Annotated in this window: 22 protein-coding genes and 1 other RNA gene; 14 read left to right on the top strand and 9 right to left on the bottom strand. The window is 65.2% G+C overall.

What is annotated here, in order from left to right; genetic code table 11:
* Positions 1–14: 14 nt before the first annotated feature.
* The 4 genes from DM806_RS07480 to DM806_RS07465 all read right to left on the bottom strand — a co-directional run bounded on the left by DM806_RS07480 (position 15) and on the right by DM806_RS07465 (position 2,761).
* On the bottom strand, positions 15–557 hold the full coding sequence (locus tag DM806_RS07480) for an NUDIX hydrolase (RefSeq protein ID WP_179042588.1): 543 nt from the start codon (positions 555–557) through the stop codon (positions 15–17).
* A complete protein-coding gene (locus tag DM806_RS07475; RefSeq protein WP_179042587.1) occupies positions 554–1,231 on the bottom strand; it encodes a TPM domain-containing protein in 678 nt (225 codons plus the stop codon). The genes DM806_RS07480 and DM806_RS07475 overlap by 4 nt, the downstream gene beginning before the upstream one ends.
* Positions 1,231–2,037: a TPM domain-containing protein gene (locus DM806_RS07470; RefSeq protein WP_179042622.1), complete on the bottom strand. Its 807-nt coding sequence runs from the start codon at positions 2,035–2,037 to the stop codon at positions 1,231–1,233. Before DM806_RS07470 ends, DM806_RS07475 begins: the two co-directional genes overlap by 1 nt.
* A gap of 121 nt (positions 2,038–2,158) precedes the next feature.
* On the bottom strand, positions 2,159–2,761 hold the full coding sequence (locus tag DM806_RS07465) for a LemA family protein (RefSeq protein WP_179042586.1): 603 nt from the start codon (positions 2,759–2,761) through the stop codon (positions 2,159–2,161).
* A 102-nt stretch (positions 2,762–2,863) separates the two neighbouring features.
* Between DM806_RS07465 and mscL the strand changes: the two genes are divergently transcribed.
* The 13 genes from mscL (at position 2,864) to DM806_RS07400 (ending at position 13,234) form a co-directional block, all read left to right on the top strand.
* Positions 2,864–3,301, top strand: a complete 438-nt coding sequence (mscL, locus tag DM806_RS07460; protein WP_179042585.1) for a large conductance mechanosensitive channel protein MscL — start codon at positions 2,864–2,866, stop codon at positions 3,299–3,301.
* A 143-nt stretch (positions 3,302–3,444) separates the two neighbouring features.
* Positions 3,445–3,717, top strand: coding sequence for a hypothetical protein (locus DM806_RS07455; protein WP_179042584.1), 273 nt, complete (start codon positions 3,445–3,447; stop codon positions 3,715–3,717).
* A 146-nt stretch (positions 3,718–3,863) separates the two neighbouring features.
* A complete protein-coding gene (locus tag DM806_RS07450) occupies positions 3,864–6,239 on the top strand; it encodes a chemotaxis protein CheA (protein WP_179042583.1) in 2,376 nt (791 codons plus the stop codon).
* Between the two features lie 4 nt (positions 6,240–6,243).
* Entirely contained in the window at positions 6,244–6,681 is a 438-nt protein-coding gene (locus DM806_RS07445) for a chemotaxis protein CheW (protein WP_179042582.1), read from the top strand.
* Positions 6,682–6,762: 81 nt separating this feature from the next.
* Positions 6,763–7,128: a response regulator gene (locus DM806_RS07440; protein ID WP_179042581.1), complete on the top strand. Its 366-nt coding sequence runs from the start codon at positions 6,763–6,765 to the stop codon at positions 7,126–7,128.
* A gap of 71 nt (positions 7,129–7,199) precedes the next feature.
* Positions 7,200–8,282: a chemotaxis protein CheB gene (locus DM806_RS07435; protein WP_179042580.1), complete on the top strand. Its 1,083-nt coding sequence runs from the start codon at positions 7,200–7,202 to the stop codon at positions 8,280–8,282.
* A complete protein-coding gene (locus DM806_RS07430; RefSeq protein WP_372859356.1) occupies positions 8,282–9,166 on the top strand; it encodes a CheR family methyltransferase in 885 nt (294 codons plus the stop codon). Before DM806_RS07435 ends, DM806_RS07430 begins: the two co-directional genes overlap by 1 nt.
* A gap of 135 nt (positions 9,167–9,301) precedes the next feature.
* The gene (locus tag DM806_RS07425; protein WP_179042579.1) at positions 9,302–10,000 is read left to right on the top strand and encodes an N-acetylmuramoyl-L-alanine amidase; all 699 of its coding nucleotides are present in this window, start codon (positions 9,302–9,304) and stop codon (positions 9,998–10,000) included.
* Positions 10,001–10,043: 43 nt separating this feature from the next.
* An RNA gene (rnpB, locus tag DM806_RS07420) (RNase P RNA component class A) lies at positions 10,044–10,432 on the top strand.
* Between the two features lie 64 nt (positions 10,433–10,496).
* A complete protein-coding gene (locus DM806_RS07415) occupies positions 10,497–11,045 on the top strand; it encodes a J domain-containing protein (protein WP_179042578.1) in 549 nt (182 codons plus the stop codon).
* Positions 10,984–11,355: a (2Fe-2S) ferredoxin domain-containing protein gene (locus DM806_RS07410; protein WP_218647394.1), complete on the top strand. Its 372-nt coding sequence runs from the start codon at positions 10,984–10,986 to the stop codon at positions 11,353–11,355. Before DM806_RS07415 ends, DM806_RS07410 begins: the two co-directional genes overlap by 62 nt.
* A gap of 65 nt (positions 11,356–11,420) precedes the next feature.
* Positions 11,421–11,702 carry a hypothetical protein gene (locus DM806_RS07405; protein WP_256869154.1) on the top strand — a complete coding sequence of 94 codons (282 nt, stop codon included), beginning with the start codon at positions 11,421–11,423 and terminating at the stop codon, positions 11,700–11,702.
* Positions 11,702–13,234 (top strand): methyl-accepting chemotaxis protein, encoded by a 1,533-nt coding sequence (locus DM806_RS07400; protein ID WP_179042576.1) that lies wholly within the window; start codon positions 11,702–11,704, stop codon positions 13,232–13,234. Before DM806_RS07405 ends, DM806_RS07400 begins: the two co-directional genes overlap by 1 nt.
* Before the next feature lie 6 nt (positions 13,235–13,240).
* Here the strand turns inward: DM806_RS07400 and DM806_RS07395 are convergent, their stop codons facing one another.
* Together DM806_RS07395 and DM806_RS07390 are read right to left on the bottom strand one after the other, a co-directional pair.
* On the bottom strand, positions 13,241–13,675 hold the full coding sequence (locus DM806_RS07395; RefSeq protein WP_179042575.1) for a hemerythrin domain-containing protein: 435 nt from the start codon (positions 13,673–13,675) through the stop codon (positions 13,241–13,243).
* Between the two features lie 119 nt (positions 13,676–13,794).
* Positions 13,795–14,409 (bottom strand): superoxide dismutase, encoded by a 615-nt coding sequence (locus DM806_RS07390; protein ID WP_179042574.1) that lies wholly within the window; start codon positions 14,407–14,409, stop codon positions 13,795–13,797.
* Between the two features lie 399 nt (positions 14,410–14,808).
* On the opposite strand from DM806_RS07390, the gene rnk reads away from it, so the two are divergent.
* Positions 14,809–15,222, top strand: a complete 414-nt coding sequence (rnk, locus tag DM806_RS07385; RefSeq protein WP_179042619.1) for a nucleoside diphosphate kinase regulator — start codon at positions 14,809–14,811, stop codon at positions 15,220–15,222.
* An 18-nt stretch (positions 15,223–15,240) separates the two neighbouring features.
* Here rnk and ispZ read toward each other — a convergent pair whose 3' ends face one another.
* From ispZ to mtaB, 3 genes are read right to left on the bottom strand one after another with little or no spacing between them, the layout of a single operon-like run.
* On the bottom strand, positions 15,241–15,903 hold the full coding sequence (gene ispZ, locus DM806_RS07380) for a septation protein IspZ (protein ID WP_179042573.1): 663 nt from the start codon (positions 15,901–15,903) through the stop codon (positions 15,241–15,243).
* A complete protein-coding gene (gene ftsY / locus DM806_RS07375; RefSeq protein ID WP_179042572.1) occupies positions 15,893–16,831 on the bottom strand; it encodes a signal recognition particle-docking protein FtsY in 939 nt (312 codons plus the stop codon). Before ftsY ends, ispZ begins: the two co-directional genes overlap by 11 nt.
* The gene (mtaB, locus tag DM806_RS07370) at positions 16,831–18,147 is read right to left on the bottom strand and encodes a tRNA (N(6)-L-threonylcarbamoyladenosine(37)-C(2))-methylthiotransferase MtaB (RefSeq protein WP_179042571.1); all 1,317 of its coding nucleotides are present in this window, start codon (positions 18,145–18,147) and stop codon (positions 16,831–16,833) included. Before mtaB ends, ftsY begins: the two co-directional genes overlap by 1 nt.

The raw sequence follows: 18,147 nt of genomic DNA, 5'->3' as shown, positions 1-18,147 counted from the left end.
ACGCGACGCTTTTCCTACGCGATCATCCCCGCGCCAAGCAGCAGCAACAGCTTCACGTCCATAGCATAGCCTTCCGCCCGCCAGGCGGCGATCTGGTCGGGCAGGGTGGCGAGCGGCACACGATGGACATGGATGTCCTCGCCCTCCACGCCACCGCCCTCGCCCGTCTTCACCAGATCATGGGCGCGGAACAGGGTGAAGCTTTCCGACACCATGCCCGGCGAGCTGTAATATTGTCCCAGCGATTCGAGCCGGGCGGGATGATAGCCCGTCTCCTCCTCAAGCTCGCGGGCGGCGGCGAGGCTGGCGTCCTCGCCCTCGTCATGATCGCCGACGAGGCCGGCGGGCAGTTCGATGCAGCGGCGGCCGAGCGGCACGCGATATTGATCGACGAGCAGGACGTGGCGGCCGTCCGCGGCCTCGTCGATCGCCAGGATGACCGCGGCGTGGATGCCGCGCGCGCGGCCGACATATTCCCATTTCCCGCGTCTTTTGGCGGTGATGAAGCGGCCCTCCCACATCATTTCTTCGGGAGCGGTCCGGTCGGGGTCGGTCATAATTCGATCAGCCTGTCGGGGAGTTCGTTGATGTCATCGTCGGCGCGCGGGAAATGGGCGGCCAGCACCTTCCCTACCTGCCCCACCGCTGCGGCAAGGCCTTCGCCCGCATGGTCGGCACGGATCGCGGCGATCAGCGCGGCCATCGCCTCGCCCCAGGCTTCGGGCGCGACCTTCCCGTTGATCGCGCGGTCGGCGACGATCTCGGCGCGATGTTCGTCGAGCGAGAGGTAGATGAGGACGCCGGTGCGTCCGCGCGTGCGTGCTTCGGCGGCAGTGCGGAACAGCAGGATGGCGCGCCGCCGCACCCGCCGCGCCTTGGTCGCGCGCGGGGTCATGAGCATGCGTAGCGGCATGATCGCCAGCAGATAGCGCACGACCAGGAATTTGAGGATGAGGAGGCCGAGCAGCCCCATCAGCAGCTTCCAGTCGGCCAGCTCATGCTCCCAGTCGAGCAGCAGCATCGAGAGGAAAGCGCGCAGCTGCGTGGGGAAGGCGGTCATCAGGGCGAGGGCGATGAACACCGCCGCCGCCGCCCAGCTGAGGCCGACATCATGATAGCTGTCGGACCGGCGCGCCACGATGGTGACGATCTCGCCGGAGGTATGGGCCTCCGCCTCCCCTACGGCGGTGGAAACGAGGTCATGGTCCGCTTTTGTAAGATGAAGCTGCATCACCAGTCCCCCGACGCGCCGCCGCCGCCAAAATCGCCGCCACCGGAAAAGCCGCCGCCACTGTCGCCGCCGCCGCCCCAGCCCGATCCGCCACCCCAGCCGCCACCCGAGCCCCAGCCGGAACCGCCGGTGCCCGGTCCCCAGATGATGACGGGCGGGACGCCGCCGCCACGCCGATAGCGCTTGCCGCCGCGTGCACGCGACAACAGCGGCAGGGCCACGAAGAAGATGATGAACAAGATCACCCAGAAGCCGATGATCGCGCCGCCACCGTCATCCTGCTGTCGGGCGTCGGCTTCGGCCGCCGCCGCGCGCTGCCGCGCCTGATCCGGGGGCAGCGCGAGCAGCGAGGTGATCTGGTCCACGCCGGCATTGATGCCGCCCGCCATGTCGCCGGCCTTGAAGCGCGGCGCGATGTCCCTGCGTACGATCTGGGAGGACAGGGCGTCGGTCAGTATGCCTTCGAGGCCATAGCCGACCTCGATCCGTATCTTCCGATCATTGGGCGCGATGATGAGCAGCGCGCCATTGCTGTCCTTGTCGCCGATCTTCCAGTTCCGGCCGAGGCGATAGCCATAGTCGGCGATCTCATAGCCCTGAAGGTCGGGAATGGTCGCCACGACCAGCGACCGGCCGCTCGCCTTCTTCTGCTCGATCAGTTTCTGGCTGAGCGCCTGTTCCTGCGCCGGATCGAGCAGGTTCGCCGCATCGACCACGCCGCTGTCATTATATTTCGGAAAACTCTGCGCCCACGCCGCCGGCGCGAAGGCCAGCAGCACGAGGATCAGGAGCAGGACAGGAATGATAAGCCGCCCCGGCCCGGTCGGCCCGCGCCTTCCGATGGGGAAAGTGCAGGCCGTCGACAGGCTCAGGCCGAACGGGGCGGGAGGATGGTCCGTCGGCACAGGGGAGGCGATGGGCACCGCGTCAGTTGCCGAAGTCGACCTTCGGCGCTTCTTCGGCGCCCGGCGTGGTCGCCTGGAACGGGGCCATGGGCTTGGCGCCGTGGATCAACTTCGCGCCGATCGCGTCGGGGAAGGTGCGGATGCGGGTATTATAGGCCTGCACCGCGCCATTATAGTCGCGGATGGCGACGGCGATGCGGTTTTCCGTGCCTTCCAGTTGCGACTGGAGTTGCAGGAAATTCTCGTTGGTCTTGAGGTCGGGATAGGCCTCGACCGAGGCGAGCAGGCGGCCAAGGCCCTGGCTGAGCTGCGCCTGCGCCGCCTGGAACTGCGCGACCTTGGCGGGATCGGACAGATCCTCGGCATTGACCTGGATCGACGTCGCTTTGGCGCGGGCTTCGGTCACGGCGGTCAGTGTCGCCTGTTCCTGCTTGCCCGCCGCCTTGACCGTGGCGACGAGATTGCCGGTCAGATTGGCGCGGCGCTGATATTGTGCCTGGACATCGGCCCATTTGGCCTTGGCCTCTTCCTCGGCGGTGGGCACGCTGTTGATGCCGCAGGCGGACAGGGCGAGCGCCCCGAACAGGGGAAGAAGCAGGGTGGAGTAGCGGCGCAGAAGCGTCATGGAACATCCTCGGCATTGTTTCGCCGCTGAAATAGGACGTTGCCCCCGACGGCGCAACGGGCCATGCAGTCATTATCGCAGATGGTATAAGGGGCTTACACCATGGGGCTGATTTCCGAATTCAAGACTTTCATCAACCGCGGCAACGTCATGGACCTTGCCGTCGGCGTGATCATCGGTGGCGCCTTTGCCACCATCACCAAGTCGCTGACCGACGATCTGATCATGCCGGTGGTCGGCTATCTCTTCGGCGGGGCCGACTTTTCGGGCTATTTTATCCGGCTGGGCGACCTGCCTGCCGGGTTCAAGGGCAATCCCGAAAGCTATGCCGATCTGAAGGGCGCGGGCGTCGCCATGTTCGGTTGGGGCGAGTTCCTGACGGTGCTGGTCAACTTCCTGATCCTGGCCTTCATCATCTTCCTGCTGGTCAAGCTGGTGAACAAGCTGACCGCCAAGCCCGAGCCGGAAGCTGCGGCGCCTGCGCCGACGCCGGAAGAGGTAATTTTGCTGCGCGAAATCCGGGATTCCCTGAAAAAATAGTCGTTTTTACGACGAAACGAGCTTGCGATCGGAACCATCCCCTGCGCGGCCAGTTGTTGGGCGTCAGGGTTAACTGGTCGTTTTGGCGGCCAGACCTTGTGAGACGACGTCAGCCCGTAGGGGGCGCAACAGGAGAAAACGCCGTGAAAACCTTCGTCACTGTCCTTGGCCTTGCCAGCATGGTCGCGCTTGCTGCGTGTGATTCCAAGCAGGAAAACAAGGTCGAGAACGCATACGAGAATCAGGCGGATAAGCTCGACAACCAGGCTGATAACATGGAAGCCATGGCTGATAATCTGACCGGCAATGCGGAAAATGCGGCTGAAAATGCTGCCGACGCGCTGGAAAACAAGGCCGATGCTACACGCGAGGCAGGCCAGAAGGCGGGCGAGGCCGTCGAAAAGAAGGAAAAATAAGCAAGAGCGGTTCATGCGTTGAACCAGAAAAAGGGGCGCTGCGATTTCATCGCGGTGCCCCTTTTTACGGCCTGTCGCGGCTTTAACGGCCCCTTAACCACGTCCCGCCATGGTGCGGTTGCGCGCATCCGTGGGGCCGACTGGGAATGGACGAACTACTACAGGAATTCATATCCGAGACCCAGGAGACGCTGGAAGCGCTCGCCGGGGAGGTCGTGGCATGGGAAGCCGATCCGTCCGATCGCGACCGGCTGGATGCGATTTTCCGCTTCTTCCATACGGTCAAGGGGAGTTGCGGCTTCCTGAACCTCCCGCGTTTCGAGCGGCTGAGTCATGCCGCCGAAGATGTCCTGTCGGAGATTCGCGCCGGCAACCGGCAAGCGGACCCGGCCACCGTCAACGCCGTGTTGGGCTTGATGGATCGAATCGGCGAACTGACCGAAGCGGTGGCCATGGGCGCCGCCTTGCCGCACGAAAATGATGATTATCTGATCGCAGCGCTCAGCGCCCCGGCCGATGCCATGGTGCAGTCCGAAGGGGCCATGGCGGAAGCGGGAGCGGTGACGGCGGCGGTCGCACGGCAGGCAAGCCACGCCGCGCCGCGCACCATCCGCCTGCCGCTCAGCCTGATCGACCAGTTGATGAACGGCGTGTCGGACATGGTGCTGGCGCGCAACGAATTGTCGCGCAAGCTGCGCGAACGTTCCGCCGATCCGGAACTGGACACGGTGTTCGAGCGGCTGTCGGCCTGTGTGGCGGACATGCGCGACGTGATTTCCAAGACGCGGATGCAGCGCGTCGATCGCCTGTTCGCCGCGATCCCGCGCATGGTGCGCGACCTCGGCCGCGACTTGGGCAAGCGCATCGACCTGACCCTGGAGGGCGGGGATGTCGAGATGGACCGCGAGATGGTGGAGATGGTCGTCGACCCGCTCACCCATATCGTGCGCAACAGCATCGACCATGGCATCGAGACGCCGGACAGGCGTCGCGCGAAGGGCAAGCCGGAGGCCGGCAGGCTGCGGGTTGAGGCGCGGCAGTCGGGCAACCAGATCGTCATCGCCATTGCCGACGACGGCGCGGGCATCGACACGGCGCGACTGGTCGAGAAGGCGATTGCCGCGGGGCGGTTGACGCCCGACGCGGCCGCCCGGATGAGCGAGCAGGACCGGCTGGACCTGATCTTCCAGGCGGGGCTGTCGACCGCGCAGCAAGTGACCGCCATTTCCGGCCGTGGCGTGGGCATGGATGTCGTCCGCGCCAATGTGGAGCGGATCGGCGGCCTCATCGCGCTCGACAATCAGCCGGGGCAGGGATTGTGCATTACGCTGCGGGTGCCGCTGACGCTGACCATCATTCCGGGCCTGATCGTGCGCGCGGGCGGGCAGCATTTCGCTATCCCGCGCTCGGCCGTCGTGGAAATCCTGCACGACAATAATGACATGCTCCAGATCAGCGAGGTCGGCGGCGCGCAGATCGCGACGATCCGCGGCGTGCGCCATTCGATGATCGCGCTGGAGGACGTGCTGGGCATGGACAGGCCGGCGCAGGTCGGCCCGCGCGCGATCATGGTGGTGCGCTCGGCCACCGGCGTGCCCTTCGCCATGGGCGTGGCGGCGGTCGACAATCATGAGGAACTGGTGATCCGGCCTGCCTCCCCGCTGGTGATGGCGAGCGGCGTCTATGCCGGCATGACCCTGCCCGACAATGGCAGGCCGATGCTGCTGCTGGATGCGGCGGGCCTGGCGAACGCCGCGCGCCTGCCCAACATCATTGACGACCGCGCGCAACAGCAGGAAGACCAGGCCGATGCGCAGGCGCGGGTTGAGATGGTCGCGGCGTTGCGCTTCGAGGAATTGACGGGCGAGCGCCGCCTGCTGAAATTGTCGCTGATCGAGCGGGTCGAGGATATCGACGCGCGGCTGTTCGGCCGGTCGGGCGGCCGCGCTTTCGTGCGGCTGGACGGGCGGTTGGTGCCGGTCGCCAATGGCCAGGCGGGTTTCGACAGGGACAAGGTGTCGGCACTACGCCTGCGCGACGACCATCGGGAGGCCTGCTATCCGGTCGCGGCCGTGCTGGACATCGTGGAGATGCCGCTGGTGCCGGACATGGTGGCGATGCACGGCGTGGTGAGCGGCGTGTCGGTGATCGAGGGCGAGCATCTGGAAGTGCTGAACCCCTTCGCCCTGTTCGCGGGCCTGCCCGAAGAGACGATGGCCGAGCAGCCGCGCGGTCGCTGCCTGCTCGCCGACAGCGAGGATGGCTGGACGCGCGAGATATTGGCGCCACTGCTGCGGCAGGCGGGCCATGACGTGTTGCTGGGATTGCCCGCCGATGCGGCGGTGGACCCGCGCGACGTGGTGCTGTGCAGCGGCTCGGACGCGGCGCAGGTGGCCGAGATCATGGGGTGCCGGGTCGTGCAGCTACGCGCCTCGCCCCGCGCGACGGGGCCGCAGGATGGCAGCATCTATCGCTACGACCAGGATGCGCTGATGGCGGCGATCGCCGGAGGACAGGGGTAAGGTCATGGAAAAACTCTATCTTCTGGCGATGCTGGCGGGTACGCGGATCGCGGTCGAAGCCGGTGAGGTCGAGGCGGTGGTCCGGCTGACCGATATTTCGCCGGTACCCGGCATGGGCGCCCATGTCGCAGGGCTTTCGGCGCTGCGCAGTCGGGTGCTGACCATCATCGACGTGGCGGCGATCGTGCATGGCCGGGCGACCCCTGCCGAGCAGCGCGGACTGGCGATCATCGCCGACATCAGCGGTCACAGCTACGGCCTCATGGTCGATAGCGTCACGGACATCTGCCATGTGCCCGAAGGCGAATTGCCGCTGCGCGGACAGCTTGACGCCGCCTGGACCCCCTTTGCCCGCGCCATCGTGGAGCATGAGGGATATCCCTGGCTGCTCGTCTCCCTGGCCGGTTTCATCGAGGGCTGTGCTGCCGCGCAAGCCGCATGATTTCTTCGCGCGTTTACCAAATCCTTCGTTTTGCCGGTTAACCTTCGTGCACACGGGGCGCATAATCCAAAAGGACGTTTCATGAAGAATTGCCTGGTCGTCGACGATTCGAAGGTCATCCGCAAGGTGGCCCGTCATATCCTCGAATCGCTCGACCTGACGGTAAGCGAAGCTGTGGACGGGCAGGATGCCCTGACCCAGTGCGAAGCGTCTCCGCCCGATGTCGTCCTGCTCGACTGGAACATGCCGGTGATGAGCGGCATGGAGTTTCTCCAGGCGTTGTCGAGCGCCCGGATGGAGGCGCGGCCCAAGATCATCTTCTGCACCACCGAAAATGGCATCAGTCATATCAAGGCGGCGGTCGAGGCCGGCGCCGACGAATATGTGATGAAGCCGTTCGACAGGGAAACGCTGGAAAGCAAGCTGGCGATCGTGGGGGTCATCTAGCCGCCCGAGCCATCGACCCTGATCCGGGGAGTTTCACCCTTCCTTCCCTTGTTGGTGCAGAAAGCGACGTGATGACCGCCATCGTGCCGATCATGACCAGTCCCAGCAACGAAACCCGTCCGATTCGTACGCTTGTCGTCGACGATTCGGTCGTCGTGCGCACTGTCATCGAACGCATTCTAAACGCCGATCCGCGCTATGCTGTCGTCCACAAGACGAACAGCGCCGAACATGCGCTGAGCTATCTGGCGGACAATGTGGTCGACCTGGTGCTGCTGGACATCGAGTTGCCGGGCCAGAGCGGGCTTGCCGCCCTGCCGGCGATCCTGCAGGCGAATGCGGGCGTCAAGGTCGCGATCCTGTCCGGCAAATGCGAGGAGGGGAGCGCCGCGGCGATCGAGGCGCTGGCGCTCGGTGCGAGCGATATCGTGTCGAAACCGGGCAGCGGCAGCTTTGGCGAGCAGTTTCCCCAGGCTCTGATCGAGCGGCTCAACCGGCTGTTCGATGGAGGATCGGCGATTGCGGCCCAATCGCGGCCGGCCGCGCCGCCTGCAGCCCCGTCCGTCGAGCAACCGCTGGCCTGTCTTGGCATCGGCGCGTCGACCGGTGGCATCCATGCCCTGGGCCAGCTTTTCCAGGGGCTGTCGGCGCCGCTGGGCGTGCCCATCCTGCTGACGCAGCACCTGCCGCTCAGCTTCACCGTCTATTTCGCACAGCAACTTTCGCGCATGACCAGCCTGCGGGTGAAGGTGGCGGAAACGGGGGATCTTCTGGCGCCCGATACGGTCTATGTCGCCCCTGGCGACGCCAATCTGCAACTGCGCAAGGGGCTGCATGGCCGTGTCATGGTCCAGCTCAATCCCGACCGCACGCCGGCCGGCAATTTGCCGGGCGTCGATCCGATGTTCGCCAGCATGGCGGAGATATATGGCGCTGGTGCGGCAGGGATCGTGCTGACCGGCATGGGACGCGATGGCACCGCAGGCGCGCGCGACATCGTGGCGGCGGGCGGCTGGATCGTCGCCCAGAATGAAGCGAGCAGCGTCGTCTGGGGCATGCCCGGTTCGGTGGTCGGCGCGGGCCTCAGCTGCGCCTTGCTGGAACCGGCAGCGATGATGGCTTTCGTCGGCCGGCGCGGGAAGGTGTGCGCGTGATGGCCGACATGTCTGCTGCACCGACCGGCCGTCTGAACCAGGGCGCTGCCCGCCTTCTTTCCGGAATGCTCGAAGCGCGAACGGGGCAGACTCTGTCCGAAGGGCGCGCCTGGCGCATGGAAACCGCCCTGCGTCCGGTGCTGCGCGATCATGGGTTGGCGGATATCGATGCCCTTGCCGCGCGCCTTCTGCGCAAAAGCGATGCCGATCTGGAGAAAGCGGTGATCGACGCGCTGCTCAACAATGAGAGCAGCTTTTTCCGGGATCTCCAGATTTTCGACATGCTGTCCCGCCAGATACTGCCCCATATCCATTATGAACGGCAGGATCGCACGTTGCGCATCTGGAGTGCGGGCTGCTCGACGGGGCAGGAAGCCTATTCCATAGCCATCCAGCTGCGCAACGATTGGGCGCGCTGGAATGGCTGGCGCATCGAGATATTGGCGACGGACGTGTCCAGCGCGGCGATCGAGCGGGCGCGCGCCGGTGCCTTTTCCCAGATGGACGTGCAGCGCGGCCTGGCCATCGGCGACCTCATCAAATGGTTCGAACCGCATGGCGACGACTGGCGGGCCAGTCCGGAATTGCGGCGGATGATCGATTTCCGTCAGGACAATCTGTTCGATCCTGCGGCGCCGTCGGGCGAATATGATCTGCTGCTCTGCCGCAATGTGCTGCTCTATTTCACGCCGGAGCGGCGGCAGGTCGTGCTCGGGCTGCTGGCGCGGCACAGCCATGCGCGGTCGGTGCTGCTGCTGGGAGCGGGGGAGACGGTGATCGGGCAGGGCGACGACTTCATTGCCCATCCGGAATTTCGCGGCGGTTACGCCCGGCAGGCGCCTTTGCCGGCCCATGCCGTGGGCCGGGTGCGCCGCGTCGGCTGATTATCGGGCGCCTCAGGCCTTTAACCATGCTTGATTGCTGCGTCGCTCTCGGCCATGGTTGCCACAGGCTGCCGCGCGAACAGGCAACCGGAAGGGCGTGATGATCGAGCTGCTGGAAGTGACTGGCCTTTCCCGATGACCGATATCCCGATGACCGAAACGCCGTCGCCCAATTTCGACGAGCGCAAATCGCCGATTTCCATGCTGGTGCTCCATTATACGGGCATGCCCGATGCGGCGAGCGCCATCGATTGGCTCGCCAATCCGGAATCGAAGGTGTCGGCCCATTATGTTGTGACCGAAGACGGGCGGATCGTCCGCATGGTCGATGAGGCCAAGCGGGCCTGGCATGCTGGCCGGTCGCACTGGCGCGGCACCGACGACATCAATTCCGCCAGCATCGGCATAGAAATCGTCAATCCGGGGCATGAATGGGGCTATCGCCCGTTCCCCGAGGCGCAGATGGATGCGCTGATCCCGCTGATCCACGATATCGTCCAGCGGCATCGTATCACGCGCGGCAATATCGTCGGGCACAGCGATGTGGCGCCCGCGCGCAAACAGGATCCGGGCGAGCTTTTTCCCTGGGGGCAGTTGGCGCGGCTGCGGCTGGCGTTGCCGCGGCCGACCAGGAATCTGATGGACCCGCTCTGGACCGACAGCGCCTTCATGCTGGCGCTGGAGCGGTTCGGCTATGATATCGCCGAGCCGGATGCGGCGGTTGTCGCCTTCCAGCGGCGGTTCCGGCCGGAATTGATCGACGGGATCATCGACGGTGAATGCCGCGCCATCCTGCTCGCCTTGCTGCTGCCCAAGCCGCAGGGAGATGACTGAACGGGGGTGACTGGCGCCAAGAATCGGTCTAAGGCCCTGCTCGCCAGAGGGCCGGGCGGCCGCGGCGTGGCGGGTAACTTCCACGGCGAGGAAAGTCCGGGCTTCACGAAATGACGGTGCCGGCTAACGGCCGGCTGGAGTGATCCAAGGGACAGTGCAACAGAAAGCAGGTCGCGAAGGTTTCGACCCCGCGAAATTGAAAGGGTGCGGTAAGAGCGCACCGCGCCCCCGGCAACGGGCGGCGGCACGGTAAACCCCACCGGAAGCAAGACCGAATAGGGGCGGCGCGCAGTCGCAAGGCTGCTAGGCATGTTTCGGCCGAGACCGCCCGGGTTGGTTGCTGGAGGAACGGAGCAATCCGTCCCCTAGAGGAATGGTCGCCTATCTCCGTAACGGAGTGGACAGAACCCGGCTTACAGGCCCTCTGGCATTTTTTGCACTGTTTTTGCACTGCGGCAGGGTGGCGTTTCGCCGACCAAATCCCTACTCTGGTTCGATGGCAAGACAGAGCCGATCCAATGACTGGGGCTTTCCCCGCTGGCGCAGCTATGGTTCAGCGCGCGAGGCGCAGCAGGTGCGCCTGTGCGATCGCTATGGCTGCGACAAGCCGGGTGATTGCCCTGCGCCCAAATCGCCCAACAGCCGCGACCGCTGGTATTTTTGCAGTGATCATGCGGCCGAATATAACCGGAACTGGGATTATTTTCAGGGACTGGACGCTGAGGAACGGGCGCAGCGCGAACAGGCCGAGCGCCGTGACGCTGGCGGTTTCCAGTCGAGCGCCTATCATGGCTGGGGCGGGCCGGGCGACGGCAGCCGGTCGCGTGACGAGCTTCATGCGCTCAAGGCGCTCGAACTGGAAGATGACGCCAGTTTCGAGGCGGTGAAGAAAAGCTGGCGGCGGCTGGCCAAGGAATATCATCCCGACGTGAAGCCGGGCGATGCGGAGGCGGCCGTGCAGTTCCAGGCGATCCAGGCCGCCTATGAAGTGCTGCGTGCGGCCGAGGAGCGGCGCACCTGGAAGCCGAGGGGCGCGGACGATTAAGGATCATGTCCGCTCCAACTGGCAGAACGCCGTGTTGGTGTGCCGCAAATGCTCGAAAAAGCTGGATGGCGGCTTCGGGCCGCGCGGCGACGAGCGGTTGGGGAAGGCGCTGCGCAAGCATCTGTCGCTCAGGAAAGGGCGCAAGGCGGCGGCCGGCATCATCGAGGTGAATTGTCTGGGCGTTTGTCCCAAGGGCGCGGTCACGGTCGTGAACGGCGCGGACAGCCGCGACTGGCTGCTGGTGCGGCCGGATGTCGATCTGGATGAACTGGCCGGACGGCTGGGGCTGGCGATCACCGAAGATCGTTAATCCTATCCTTACCCTCTTCCTCCATAATGGAGGGGATGAGATGTCTTTCCTCCCTGCGAGGGCGCTTGCCCCTGCTCGCGCATTGCGGGCTGTCGATATTCGGCCTGGTTGCGCTTTATGCCGTGCCGCCGGTGAGCGGTCGCATGCTGCTCGTTCCGATGACGGAGCAAAGCCGCACCGGTCTGGCGTCGTTGGCGATCATGCATGGCGCGCGCCTCGTATCGGCGGGGCCTTGGGCAGGTTCGCTGCTTGTTGAAGGCGAAAGGGAGCGGTTGGCCGCGCCATTGCTCCATGCGGGAGTCATTGCGATTTCCGCCCGTGCCGGCGGTTGTGGTGAGAGTGTCTGATGAGCGCGATGAACGGCCTTACTAGCCTGCGTTTACATGGGCTGCGTATCCTGATGCTGGGCAACTGGCTCTGGACCGCGACGCTGGGCCTGATGGGACTCGGGCTTCAGCTCGACAATGTCGGGCGGGTTCTCATGATGTCTGCCTTGGCCAATGCCCTGCCCACGATCATGGTCATGCGGCAGCGGCAGGATCTGGACGTGCGGCTGGCGGTGGGCATGCTCGCGGCGGTGCAGCCCGCCCTCGGCCTGTTCCTGATGACTGGCCATCGCTGGCAGATGGACGGCCACATGTTTTTCTTCGTCGCGCTTTCCGGATTGGCTCTGCTGTATGATTGGCGACCGATCCTGCTGGCGGGCGCCATGGTGGCACTTCACCATCTCGCCCTGACCTTTCTGGTGCCGTCCTGGGTTTTTCTGGGTGGTGGCGATGTGCAGCGCGTTGCCATTCATGCCGTCGCCGTCGTGCTGGAGTCGGCCGTACTCTGCTATCTGACGACCCGGTTGCGGGCGCTGTTGCTGGTGCTTGACGGGCATGCGAGTGGCGCTGCCCGGCTGGCGCAGGAAGCGGAAGCCGGACGTGCCGCCGCCGAATCCGCCATGGCGTCGAGCCGCGATGCAAGCGAGCGCGAGACGACGCTGCGTACCGAGCGCGAGCTGGAAAGGGCGCGGCTCGCCGCAGACCGGCGGACCGAGACATTGGGATTGGTGCAGGCATTCCGTCAGTCGATCGCTGATGTCGTCCTCGCGGTCAGCACGGCGACCGGCGAGCTGGAAGAGTCGGCGCGCGCGCTGAACGATGTGGCGCGGCGGGCGAGCGCAGGCACGGACGAGACGGTCATGGCCGCCGAACAATCGTCCAGTCGTGCGGAAAAATTGGCGCACCGGATCGAGCAATTGTCCGAATCAATCACGGCGATCGCGACCGCGGCAACCCAGCAGGCAATGCTGGGCGGAGAAGCGCAGCGCATATCGAGCGCAGGGCATCAGGCGATGCGCGACATGCAGAGCCGAACCGCATCGATTACCAGCTTTGCCGATTCGATCACGCAGATCGCCGGGCGGACCAATTTGCTGGCGCTCAATGCGACGATCGAGGCGGCGCGTGCCGGCGATGTCGGGCGCGGGTTTGCCGTGGTCGCGCAGGAAGTGAAGCAGCTTGCCGGGCAGGCAGCAAGTGCGACCGGAGAAATCCAGTCGCTCGCCCTGTCGGCGCAGCAGGGGGCGGGGCAGGCGCAGGAAGCCTTGTCCGACGTCGCAGGTGCTGTGGAACAACTGGCTGGCACGGCGCAGGAAATCCAGCGCGCGGTGGGCCTGCAACGCGATACGACGACGGCGATCGGCCAGTCCGCGCGTGACACGGCACGCGATGCGACGGTGATGGCGGACCGGATGGAGCAGGTCGCCGACATGGCGCGCAGCACGGAAAGTCTGTCCGACCGGGTGTCGAGCGCGGCAACAGGTCTGTCGCGCACGGCGCAGGCGTTGCAGCGCGCGACCGACCGGTTCGTGGCGCAACTGGAAGCCGCCTGACCCCGATCAGGCGCGGCGGGCAGCGGGCCGGTTGCGATCCATTGCCGCCGCGGCCAGCGGATAGAGGAGACGATTCTCGCGCTCTATCCTGCTATTCAGGGTGTCGAGGATAATCCGCGTCTCTTTGCAGAAGGCGGGCCATTCGGCGGCGATACGGTCGTCGCTCCAGGTCGCGAGATAGATGGCGAACCGATCTGCCAGCGCGCCGGTATCCTTGCGCAGCGCAATGGCGCGCTCGCGCGTCTCTCCGCTCAGGGACCGTTCCAGCGCAGGGTAAAGGATGCCGTCTTCAAGCGCCAGATGGGCCATCAGCTGGCGTGCCAGTTGCCAGCGAAGCGCGGCGACGCTGCGGGGCAGGCGATCGTCGGATATGGCCTGTCGCAACAGGCGGGCCGTCAGGCCGATTTCATCATGCTGCCGGCGCAGCGCACTTATATCCATGTCTGGCCCTTTCCCATGGGAGGCCGATCATGTGCCGACAAAATTAAGGGAATATTGCACCGGCTCCATTTTGGAGCGGCATCCGCTCCTGCACCGTCGGTGCAGGAGCGGTTCCGTCATCAGGCCGGCTGGTCGGCGCGGCTGGCGCCTTCGCCGTCGAGGTTCAGCGCAGCGAAGTCCCAGTTGATCGCTTCCTTGAGGATGCGGTCGGCATAGCTGGGGCGCAGGTTGCGATAGTCGATATAATAGGCATGTTCCCACACATCGACGATCAACAGCGGCGCATGGCCTTCATGTGCGACGGGGGTGTCGGCGTCATGATAGCTGGTCACTTCCAGCTTGCCGTCCTTCAGGATCAGCGCGGCCCAGCCGCTGGCGAAATGGCCGACGGCTTCCGCCTTCAGCTTTTCGATCAGCGCGTCGACCGAACCGAAGGCTTCGTTGATGAGGTCGAGCAGCTTGCCGGTCGGCTCGGTCTTGGTCGGCGAGAGCGACTGCCAGTAGAATGTGTGGTTCCAGATCTGGCCGACCTGGTTGAACAGGCCGCCCTTGGCCGACTTGATCAGCTCGACCAGCGACTTGCCCTGGAGCGAGGCGTCGGCGGCGACCAGTTCATTGGCCTTCACGACATAGGCGTTGTGATGCTTGCCGTGGTGGAAATCGAAGGTTTCGACCGACAGGATGTCGCCGAAGGCATCCTTGGCATAGGGCAGGTCGGGCAGAACAAAGGCCATGGCGGAACTCCTCGGGTTCGTTATGGGACGGCCGTGCGCAGGCTGGCGCGACCGTTTGATTCTATGGTCCGGGCGGGGCGTGGACGCCTCCGCCGCTTCCCATATGCTGCCCCAACGCCCAAGAAAACAGATATGTGCCTATTGCGAAACGATCGCAGAAATTCGTGTCGAAAGCTGACCGTAAGAGGCGCTTTGCTTGACAGGGTAGCGCCCGTCGCACAGGATCGGTCCGTGCAGAGCGGTACAGTCTTTTCGCGCTTCCGCCATCACGGAGGCCAGCTTCTCGCGGGCGATCCGCCCCGGACCTGACAGGCGCGCCGCCGGCAGGGTCCGGGGCACCTTAGCTGATGTCTGACGCCCGCAATGCGGGCGGCACCTCTCTATCAGGAAGCCTTCTCCATGACCCTGCATCATAGCTGGGCGGCGGTGCCGCCCATTCATCTTGTCGAACCCGAAGCGGACATGATTTCCGATCTCGCCTGGGCGGCGCGAGACCGCTTTCCGGACGTGTGCCAGCTATTGCTGGAGGAAGTCGGCCGCGCCAGCCTCTGCGCGCCGGGCGAACTGCCCGACGATGTCGTCGCCATGGGATCGGACGTCACCTATCGCGATGCGCGGGATGGCACGGCGCGACGGGTGCGGCTGGTCTATCCCAGCCATGCCGACGTGGCGCTGGGGCGCATTTCCATCCTGACACCGGTCGGCGCGGCGCTGATCGGGATGCGGGTGGGGGCCTCGATCCTCTGGCCCGATCGCGACGGCCATCTGCGCGACATCATCATCGATGAGGTCGTGCAGGCCCGCGCCGCCTGATTTTCTTCGGTTCGGGTCTCAGCCCTGCGGCGGGGTGGTTTCGCCCACCTCGTCGCTGTCTAGGCCATCGCCCAGAGTCAGGCCATGGCGCATCAGCATCGGGATGTTCGCGCCGGCGAAGACGACCGACACGATCGTCACGCCCCAGACCTTGACCGCCAGCCAGGTGTCGAACGTCATCGTGCGACGCATTACCTCGTTCGCGATCGCCATGGCGACGAAGAAGAAGGCCCAGTTGCGCGACAATTTCATCCAGCCGGTTTCGGTCAGGCCGTCATAGGCCGCCTGGAGCAGATATTTGAGCAGTGGCTTGCCGCGCAGCAGCCCGGCGAACAGCATCATCGCGAAGAAGCTGTAGATGATGGTGGGCTTGAGCTGAATGAAGCTCTGGTCGTGGAAATAGATGGTGAGGCCGCCGAAGAAGAGGATCAGCAGAGCCGACAGCCAGAGCATGGGCGACACTCGGCCCAGCTTAACCTTGGAGACGATGACCGCGACCACGATCGAGATCATGAAGGCGGCGGTGCCGAAGGTCATGGCGGTGATCGGATTGCCCGGCCCCCAGATCCAGCCCGCGCCCTTGTAGGTCAGGAAAAAGACCAGCAGCGGCCCGAAATCGAGCGCCAGGCTTAGCGTTCCATTATGTGCGGGCTTTGCGGCCGGCTTGGCGTCAGCGGGCATAAGCCGTCCCCGCAATCGCCCTGGCCATGTCGCCCGGATCGAAGGGGCGCAGATCCTCGATCTTCTCGCCCACGCCGATGGCGTGGATGGGCAGGCGATATTTCTCCGCCGCCGCGACCAGCACGCCGCCGCGCGCGGTGCCGTCCAGCTTGGTCATGACCAGCCCCGTCACCTGCGCGGTTTCCTTGAAGACTTCGATCTGGTTCAACGCATTCTGTCCCGTGGTGGCGTCCAGAACGAGGACAACGTCATGCGGGGCCGCGGGGTTCAATCGGCCCAGCACCCGGCGCACCTTGGCCAGCTCGTCCATCAGTTCGGTCTTGTTGTGGAGGCGCCCGGCGGTGTCGACGATCAGTACGTCGATGCCCGTTTCCGTGGCTTGTTTGACCGCGTCGAACACGATGCCCGCCGCGTCGCCGCCTTCCTTGCCCGCGACGATGGGGATGCCCAGCCGCTCGGCCCACACCTTCAATTGGCCGATCGCCGCCGCACGGAACGTGTCGCCCGCCGCCAGCATCACGCCATAATCCTGCTCCAGGAAATTATTGGCGAGCTTGGCGATGGTCGTGGTCTTGCCCGAACCGTTGACGCCGATCACAAGGATCACCTGCGGGCGTGGAAAGGCCTCGATCTCCAGCGGGCGCGCGACCGGGGCGAGGGTCTTCTCGATCTCCTCCGCGATGATCTCGCGCAGATAGTCCTCGGTCAGTTCCTTGTTGTAGCGCCCTTCGGCCAGGCGATCGCGCACGCGCGCGGCCATGGCGGGGCCAAGGTCGGAGACGATCAGCGCCTCCTCGATCTCGTCGAGGGTCTGTGCGTCGAGCGCGGCCTTGGAGAAAAGGCCGGTGAGATTGTCGCCGAGCCTGTCGGACGTGCGCTTGAGGCCGCCGAATAGGCGGTCGCGCCAGCTGGTGCCGGTATCAGTCATTATGCTGCCTCTTGCGCGATCAGAGTGTCATTCTCAAGGCCCGTGATGATTGCGCGGACGATGGAGGAGGGGGGCTTGGCCGATGCGAAGCGCACCGGGGCGAAATTTTCGGCGTGACCTGTGAGGCCGCTGCGCTCGACCAGCACCGATTGGCTGGTGCCGATCAGGCTGTGCAGCCAGCCGTCGCGGCGGGTGGAGCAGGCGTCGCGCAGGCGCGCGGCGCGGGCCTTGATCGTCGCGCGGTCGACCTGCGGCATCCGCGCGGCGGGCGTGCCGGTGCGGGGCGAATAGGGGAAGATATGGCCGTGTACGATGTCGCATTCGTCCACCAGCGCGAGGCTGTTTGCGAACATCGCCTCATCCTCGGTCGGGAAGCCGGCGATGATGTCGGCGCCGATGCTGATGTCGGGGCGCGCCGCCTTCAACTTTTCCACGATGCGGATCGCGTCGGCGCGGGTGTGACGGCGCTTCATGCGTTTCAGGATCATGTCGTCACCCGCCTGAAGCGACAGATGCAGATGCGGCATCATCCGCGGATCGTGCGCGATCAGGTCGAACAACCGCTCGTCGATTTCCACGCTGTCGATCGAGGAGAGGCGCAGGCGGGGGAGGTCGGGCACGCCCTTCAATATGCGCTCGATCAGCAGGCCGAGCGACGGACTGCCGGGCAGGTCGGGACCGTAGCTGGTGACGTCGACGCCGGTCAGGACGATTTCCCGGTAGCCGGCGTCGACCAGTTGCTTCGCCTTCTCCACCACGGCGCCGGCTGGCACGGAGCGGCTGTTCCCCCGGCCATAGGGAATGATGCAGAAGGTGCAGCGATGGTCGCAACCATTCTGCACTTCCAGAAAAGCGCGGGCATGGTCGGCGAAGGCGGACGCCATATGCGGCGCGGTATCGCGCACGGCCATGATGTCGGAGACGCGGACAACCTCTCGTTCGCTTCGAGCGAAGTCGAGAAGCGTCGCGCTGGTCGTGTCTCGACTTCGCTCGACACGAACGGTGGTGTAGCTGTCGGCCTCCATCTTCTCCCGATTGCCGATCACGCCATCCACCTCCGCCATGGCGGCGAAAGTCTGCGGCTCGGTTTGCGCCGCGCAGCCGGTGACGAGGATGCGGGCGTCGGGGCGCTCCCGCCTTGCGCGGCGGATCGCCTGCCGGGTCTGGCGCACTGCTTCGGCGGTCACGGCGCAGCTGTTGACGACGATCAGGTCGTCCTGCCCCTGCGCCATATCCCGGATCGCCTCGCTCTCCGCGATGTTGAGGCGGCAGCCCATGGTGATGATCTCTGGACCTTTGGCGGGGGAGGAGGTCAT

The sequence above is a fragment of the Sphingobium lactosutens genome, assembly GCF_013393185.1.
GTDB lineage: Bacteria > Pseudomonadota > Alphaproteobacteria > Sphingomonadales > Sphingomonadaceae > Sphingobium > Sphingobium lactosutens_A.
Note: the sequence above shows the minus strand (reverse complement) of the source record. Positions and strands in the feature narration are given on the sequence as shown.